The sequence below is a fragment of the Mesorhizobium sp. M4A.F.Ca.ET.022.05.2.1 genome (assembly GCF_003998845.1).
GTDB lineage: Bacteria > Pseudomonadota > Alphaproteobacteria > Rhizobiales > Rhizobiaceae > Mesorhizobium.
Genome location: NZ_RZOJ01000324.1, coordinates 1 through 6,815, shown reverse-complemented (window position 1 = coordinate 6,815; position 6,815 = coordinate 1). Strand labels below are relative to the sequence as shown.

The window sequence follows — 6,815 nt, the reverse complement described above, 5'->3', positions numbered from 1 at the left end:
CCCTAAGCGCGCGGCGTGGATGCTACGCGCTTAATCTCTTTGAGCATGCCGCTGCCCCAAAATCGCTGCGCTGCTTTCGGGCGGCATGCTTCGGCGGCCTAGCGGACGCTGGCGACCGCGTCCTCGCGGCCGTCATTGATCGTCACCCAAACGCCCGAATTCTCCGTCGACTGGCGCTTGAGGTAGGTGTAGTCGGTGTCGGTCCAGGCCAGCACCTTGGGTTGAAGATTGTCGAGGATGAACTCGCCAAGGCTGGTGCGCACGGTGAGCACCGCATGGCCGTCGCCGTTCGGCTGCCGCGCCACCGTCATCAGCAGGTCGCCGGCCGGCACGCCGATGTTCATCAGCGCGCGGCGCTTTTCCAGCGCGTAGTCCTCGCAGTCGCCAAACCCGTTGTCGGGGTAGGACCAGACCTCTTCCTTGCCCCACATCTCCATGTCGGTGCGCGGCGTGATCCTGGTGTTGACGGAATTGTTGATGTTGACGATGGCCGCCCACAGCTTGCGGGTCAGTTCGATCGGCGCCTGCTTCGGCGTCCGTTCTTTGCATTCCTGCGGAAGCTTCTGGCAGAATTCGTAGTGGCCGACCGGCTGGGTAGTGCGACCGCCCGTGTGCATGAAAGCCGGTCCCGCATATGCCGTTGCCCAAGCGGAAAGCTGCATCGCCATTGCCATGAGCAACAGCTTGCCCCTCGTCTTCTTCATTGTTTTAGTCTCCCCGTTTGAGGAGACCATCTCATGGCCGGATTTATTTGACGCAAAAACCCGAAGTAGACATTGAGTAAAACGCCAAGAGAATAAGCATAAAATTTGAATTAGTTTGAACTAAAATTCTTACGGCCCTTCGTCGGCCAGGATCTGACGAGCCGACCGTGTCATGCGCAAGGGCAATTCCGGTCGTGTGGGGGTGCGAAAAAACAACCGGCCGCGATGGGCCGGTTCAGCTGCTGGTCTCGCGGGCCCGTTGGTCAGGCGCGCGGCGTGTTGAACTCGGAATCCAGGGTTTCCGGCCGCTGGATGACGGCGAATTCGACAGCGACACCATCCTCGAAATGACGCACCACCTGGCCGCGCATCGTGCCCAGCATGATCTGCACGCCGATCGCCGGCTTGACGTCGATCTCGACCGCGGCGCCCGAGAGCGACAGGTCGATGATGCGACACTGGTACTGGCGCCCGTCGGTGAGCTGGAGCACGCTCATCGGATTGCGCGGCGCGACGCGTTCGTGGCGGCGGTCTTCCGGCAGGTCGAGCTCGTGCTTGTTGGCAAGCCAGGTCAGCTGCGCGGCAAGCTTGTCCTTCTTGCGGTCCGAGGCGATGACGGTCATGGCGAAACCGTCCTGCGAGGTGCGGGTCACCACACCCTCGACGCGGCCGATGTGATCGATATAGGCGATGACCTTCTCGCCCGGCATGCCGACGCGCTCGGTTCGAAGCGCGACGTTGCCCGGCGACATGTCGATCACCTGGCACGGGTGCTCGGTGCGGTCCTCCAGCATGAAGCGCCCGTAGATCTTGACGCGGACGCGCTGAAAATTACGCCTTTCGGCGCGGGACGGCGCAAAGTCGACCGCCGTTGACCTCATGACTGCCTACACCCCGTTGGCATTCCCCGCGTCAATGCGAGGAATTTCACCGGGAAAACTAAACAATGGAGGTTAACAAAGGGGAAAAGTGGACCCCCTTCGCAGCCGATCCGAATGCTGGAGGTCGCTACTCGCCGCGCCCGCCCTCGAACACGACCAGATGGCGGATGCGGCGCGCGCGGCCGAGCGCCGGAAACGTTTCTGGCGGATCGAATTCTGATGGCACAAGCGAGGGAACATTGATGGCGGGCCGGTTCTTCAGGAATATCGGCTCCTTGTCCGGATCGACGACGCGGATCGAATCGATCAGCGCGTCGGTGAGCGGGTCGGCACCCAGCCAGAATGGTCTTTCGGCGGCGCTGATGACACCCAGGCAGCGCGGATTCTCGACGCCGCCGTCGAGCGGCAGGGCAAGCAGTTCGAACTTGTTGGATCGGCCGTTTCCACTGAAGCCCTCATAGGTGATCAGCACCACGGATTTCTGCTCGAAAACGCCGTGGACCAGCCGCGAGACAAGCCGCTGGTCCTTCTCGCGCCACAGCGAGGGGAAGGAGAACCCCTTCAGTTCGCGACCATAGGAGGCGCAAAGCCTGGTGCCGGCCAGCCGGAACACGGCCTCGCCGCGCGTATCCCTTTCCAGGATGAATGTGTCGGCCAAAAGCGACTTGATGTCGGCGGGCTCCACTTCCGAACGCTTCGGGGCGGGGCGCCCATCACGCAGCTGGTTCCAATATTGGAACAGCGTGATCGATCCGTTCTGGTTCATTGTGTGCTCTTTCGCGCAAACTGTCTTTTCATGTCCCATCGGCGAACAGACAGGGCGCCCTCCGATGACCTACATGCGTTGCGGAGCAGGATGCGTGCCAGCATCGTTAACACTTGTTCACGGGTCGGGGACGTTAAGGTTAACAAGTCGTTTACGTTGTGGCCGAGCCCCGCCTGTGGCACACCAAAACCACTCCAGAAGCGGTCGTTTCGCGACGATCGGCAGCACTTCAGTCAAGAGTTTCAGGGGAGCAGGGGCTCGACCGGCCGTTCAAGGGGGGACCTTGGACGGCTTCTTTTTTGATTCGCGCATGCAGCGATTCGCGGCCTCTCGACAGGCGACTGCGTGATCCCGTTAACCGAAGCGCGTTCGTGCCGGAACGTTGCAGCAAGCTGGCGTGGCGACCTGAACCGGTCATTGCGTACTGCCCCTGTCCGCAGGTCTCTTCGTCTAGGCCCTCCTGCAACGCGGCGCGCATCTGGTCTCCACGGCGGCAGCAACATTTGCCAACGACGCGCTTCGAAAGAGAATAATCTGCGTTCCGGGCGGTTCCGCCGCCGCTGTACCTTTCGCGAATTCGCTCTCGAGGCGCGACGGCGGCGATCCCGCGGTCCGGAGACGTGCCTTGTCGGCGTTACTCCTGGGGAAATTCTCATGAAGACTTCTATTCTCGGATTATTTACTGCCGGCCTGCTTGCCTGCGCCGTACCGGTTGGGGCGGCACACGCCGCCGGGGTCGCCGGTGCTCCAGCGCCCTTCGACAAGGGCGGCGTGAAGGTGGCGCTCGTCACCTTCATCTCGGCCGGCGATTTCTTCCAGGCCTATCAGGCCGGTGCGACGAAACAGGCGAAAGCGCTCGACATCGCCCTGCAGATCTTTTCCGGCCGGCAGGATGCGGCCGCGCAACGCGACCAGATCGAGCAGGCGATCAATCTCGGCGTCCAGGCCATCATCATCGACCACGGCCAGCCCGAAGCGCTGAAGGACGTTGCACAGAAGGCGCTCGATGCCGGCATCAAGGTCGTCGCCTTCGACGTCAATCTCGACAATCCGAAGATCCCGCAGGTCGAACAATCCGACCACGAACTCGCCAAGGCAGCGCTCGGCCAGGCGCTCAAGGACAATGGCGCATCGTTCCAGGCGGGCTATGTCTATGTCGCGGGTTTCGCGCCGCTCGATCGTCGCAACGAAATCTGGGACGAGGTCAAGAAGGCCAATCCCGGCATCGTCGAGAAGGCGCGCTGGGGCACGGTCAACGACACGACCGCGGTGTCGACCGCCGATCAGACCAAGGCGGCGTTCCAGGCCAATCCCGATATCAGCGTTGTCTTCGCCCCCTATGACGAGTTCGCGCGCGGGGTGAAGCTCGCCACCGACGAACTCGGCATTTCGAGCAAGGTGAAGATCTATTCGGCCGACGTGTCCACCGCCGATATCACCGAGATCACTGCGGAAGGAAGCCCGTGGATGGCCACGGCAGCCACCAATCCGGCCGTCGTCGGCGCGGTTTCGGTGCGGGCCGCGGCCAAGCTGATCGCCGGCGAGGATCCGGGCCACAACATCGTCGTCAAGCCGGTGCTGCTGACCCAGGAAGAACTGCGCAAGAACGGCATCAAGACGGTCGAGGACCTCGACGCCAAGCTTCCGGCCTTTGGCCAGAGCGACGCGGCCGCCGCCAGCTGGATCCCATCCAACTGATCTCTTCTCCCTCGCCTCGGGGGAGAAAAGAAATTGCCTGAAAGCTTGGCTCCCCTTTATTCGCCTGAGCGGTTCACTGTTTCACGGAACCAGTGAACCGCTCTATCTCTTTGTTTGACGCAATTCCGGACGGAAAACCGTTTCACACTTTTCCTGGAATTGCTCTAACCTAACCGCCGCTGATTGCCGTCAGGATAAAAACCTCGGTGCCGGGCGCGAGCCTGGTTTCAAGGGTCGCTCTCTCGCCATCGACGAAGACGTTCATATGGCGGCGGATCGCTGGGCGGGAATCGCAGATTCGGTCGCGCATGCCGGGCCAGCGCGCGTCCAGCCCGTCGATCATTTCCTTCGTGGTCGAGGCCGGCAGTTCGACCCGGCGCGGCGCGCCAGGAAACAGGTCGATGAGCACGCCCGGGAGCCGCGCGACGACAAGGGGCACACTGTCGGCGGTGGCGTTCGACATTTGCGTTACTAGCCCACCACCATCGCCTCGACGGACAGGATCGCGGGCAGATGCTGAGCGATCTCCGACCAGTTTTCGCCTTCGTTGGCACTGGCGAAAAGCGAGCCGCCGCTGGTGCCGAAATAGACGCCGGCCGGCTCGAGGCTGTCGGTCGCCATAGCTTGCCGCAACACGCCTGCGTAGCAGTTCTCCTGCGGCAGGCCCTTGCGCTCGTCCATCCAGGTGGCGCCCGCATCCTCAGTCTTCCAGACCGCCGCCTTCGCGTCCGGCACATAGCGGCCGGCACTGTCGCCATTGAGCGGCAGAAGGAAGAGCGTGTCGGCGTCGCGCGGATGCGTGGCCGCAGGAAATCCGAAGGTCGAGGGAAGGCCCTTCTCGATGCTCTGCCAGTTCTTGCCGCCGTCGTCGGAGCGGTACATGCCGCAATGGTTCTGCTGGTAGAGCCGATCGGGCTTGCCGGGCGCCATCACCAGGCAGTGCACGCACTGGCCGAACTCTGGATAGTTTTGTCCTTCGGGGAGGAAGTCGGCGCGGGTGCCGCGGTTGCGCGGCTCCCACGTCTGGCCGCCGTCCCAGGTGTAGAACACGCCCGCGGACGAGATGCCCACCCAGATCTGCTCCTTGTCCCTGGGGTGCGTGACGATGGAATGAAGGATGAGGCCGGCGCCTCCCGGGGTCCAGTCCTTGCGGCTTGGGTGACGCTGCAGGCCCTCGATGTGGCTCCAGGTGGCGCCGTCGTCGTCGGAGCGAAACAGGCCGGCCGGCTGCACGCCGGCATAGAGGCTGCCGTTGCGCCTGGCGAGGCTCCATACCGCTTTGATCGGTTCCTCGCCAGCCTCGTAGGCCAAGCCCTCGCTGGAATGCGTCCAGGTCTCGCCAAGGTCGTCCGACTTCCAGACCGCCGGACCGAACCACTCGTTGCCGCCGGCGCCGTAGATCGCGCCGGTCTCGGGGTCGCCGACGACATGGTTCATAGGCCAGTGCTCGCAAAACGGACCGCGCAGCTTCCACGACCCGCGCTTGCCATTGCTCTCGGCGATGAAGGCGCCTTTTTTCGTGCCGATGAGGACCAGGACTTTTTCCGGCATTTTCTCCTCCCGTTGCATACCTACCATCAAGGACGGCGGAGCGCGGGCCTAGCCGACAGGGTCAGAGACTTTTTTGCAGTCTAACCCCGTCGAGGCCAAAGTGAGAAGATATGCCGCCGCAATTGCGGACGGAAAACCGCAACACACTTTTCCTGGAATGGCTCTCAACGCTTCTTTCCGAGGCCGAAGGTCGCCGCCAGCGCGCCGACCAGCACGACACCCTTGACGAAGTCCTGCGTGTAATAGGGGGCATTCAGCATGGTGAGGCCGTTGAGCAGCACGCCGACGAAGATGGCGCCGACGACGGTGCCGATCACATGCGGGCGGCGCTTGTCGAGCACGGCATAGCCGATCAGCGAGGCGGCGACGGCGTCGAGCAGCAGCGAGTTGCCGGCCGAGACGTCGCCGCGGCCGACGCGCGAGGCGACGATGAGCCCGCCGAGCGATGCCAGCGCGCCCGAAATGACATAGGCCGAGAGGCGGTAGGCCTTGGTCGGCGCGCCGGAAAGATGCGCGGCCGTCTCGTTGCCGCCGATGGCGTAAAAGACGCGGCCCCAGCGCGTGCGCTCCATCAAGAACCAGGCAAGGAACGCGACGACCGCCATCACCACGACCGACATCGGAACCAGGTCGAAGAGCCGCGAGCGCCCGAGAATCAGGAAAGCCGGATCGTAGGCGCCGGGCACCGTCGAGCCGTCGGGAAGCAGCATGCCGGCGGTGATCGAGCGGCCGCCAGTCGGGATCAGCTGCAGGCCAGCGAGCAGGAACATGGTCGCGAGCGTGGCGAGAAGATCCGGGACGCCGACGCGCACAATCAGCAGTCCGTTGGCCAGGCCGATCAAGGCGCCCATCAGCAGCACCAGCGCGATCGTCCCGGCGGCGTCCATCTGCCAGACGACCATGGCATAGCTCGCCGCCATCACCGAGGAGGCGGCGACGCTACCGACCGAAAGATCGAATCCATCCGCCGCCATGGTGATCGACACGCCAACGCCGAGGATGGCGACCACCGAAACCGCCTGCAGGATCGAGAACAGATTGGCCGAGCGGATGAAGGCGGGCTGCACATGCCAGAAGCCGATGACCATCAGGGCAAGCAGCACGAAGAGCGCGAAGCGACGTGTCTCGCGCAGGAGTGAGGGAAGTGGAGCGGCATCCGCCAAGTTGGTCATCTCGGGTCTCCGGCGGTCTCCTCGCCCTCGACCTTGTCGATCC

At 63.4% G+C, this 6,815-nt stretch carries 7 protein-coding genes; 1 reads left to right on the top strand and 6 read right to left on the bottom strand.

The genetic code is table 11. From position 1 onward, the window contains the following. Positions 1–98: 98 nt before the first annotated feature. The 3 genes from EN745_RS26280 to EN745_RS26270 form a co-directional block, all read right to left on the bottom strand. A complete protein-coding gene (locus EN745_RS26280) occupies positions 99–704 on the bottom strand; it encodes a transglutaminase-like cysteine peptidase (protein ID WP_126054353.1) in 606 nt (201 codons plus the stop codon). 263 nt (positions 705–967) lie between these two features. Beyond that, positions 968–1,585 (bottom strand): PilZ domain-containing protein, encoded by a 618-nt coding sequence (locus EN745_RS26275; RefSeq protein ID WP_126054354.1) that lies wholly within the window; start codon positions 1,583–1,585, stop codon positions 968–970. Positions 1,586–1,712: 127 nt separating this feature from the next. Then, positions 1,713–2,351, bottom strand: a complete 639-nt coding sequence (locus EN745_RS26270) for a PAS domain-containing protein (RefSeq protein ID WP_127422618.1) — start codon at positions 2,349–2,351, stop codon at positions 1,713–1,715. Positions 2,352–3,005: 654 nt separating this feature from the next. On the opposite strand from EN745_RS26270, the gene EN745_RS26265 reads away from it, so the two are divergent. Continuing rightward, positions 3,006–4,049, top strand: a complete 1,044-nt coding sequence (locus EN745_RS26265; protein ID WP_127422617.1) for a substrate-binding domain-containing protein — start codon at positions 3,006–3,008, stop codon at positions 4,047–4,049. A 169-nt stretch (positions 4,050–4,218) separates the two neighbouring features. Here the strand turns inward: EN745_RS26265 and EN745_RS26260 are convergent, their stop codons facing one another. From EN745_RS26260 to EN745_RS26250, 3 genes are all read right to left on the bottom strand, one after another. Then, on the bottom strand, positions 4,219–4,458 hold the full coding sequence (locus EN745_RS26260; protein WP_245487841.1) for a MoaD/ThiS family protein: 240 nt from the start codon (positions 4,456–4,458) through the stop codon (positions 4,219–4,221). A gap of 62 nt (positions 4,459–4,520) precedes the next feature. Beyond that, complete coding sequence (locus tag EN745_RS26255; RefSeq protein ID WP_126054359.1) at positions 4,521–5,600, bottom strand: exo-alpha-sialidase; 1,080 nt, start codon at positions 5,598–5,600, stop codon at positions 4,521–4,523. Positions 5,601–5,764: 164 nt separating this feature from the next. Continuing rightward, positions 5,765–6,772: an ABC transporter permease gene (locus EN745_RS26250; RefSeq protein WP_127422616.1), complete on the bottom strand. Its 1,008-nt coding sequence runs from the start codon at positions 6,770–6,772 to the stop codon at positions 5,765–5,767. Between the last annotated feature and the right edge of the window lie 43 nt (positions 6,773–6,815).

Coding starts and splice junctions, on each gene's coding strand:
- EN745_RS26280 (WP_126054353.1), bottom strand. CDS start 704: ATGAAGAAGACGAGGGGCAAGCTGTTGCTCATGGCAATGGCGATGCAG.
- EN745_RS26275 (WP_126054354.1), bottom strand. CDS start 1,585: ATGAGGTCAACGGCGGTCGACTTTGCGCCGTCCCGCGCCGAAAGGCGT.
- EN745_RS26270 (WP_127422618.1), bottom strand. CDS start 2,351: ATGAACCAGAACGGATCGATCACGCTGTTCCAATATTGGAACCAGCTG.
- EN745_RS26265 (WP_127422617.1), top strand. CDS start 3,006: ATGAAGACTTCTATTCTCGGATTATTTACTGCCGGCCTGCTTGCCTGC.
- EN745_RS26255 (WP_126054359.1), bottom strand. CDS start 5,600: ATGCCGGAAAAAGTCCTGGTCCTCATCGGCACGAAAAAAGGCGCCTTC.
- EN745_RS26250 (WP_127422616.1), bottom strand. CDS start 6,772: ATGACCAACTTGGCGGATGCCGCTCCACTTCCCTCACTCCTGCGCGAG.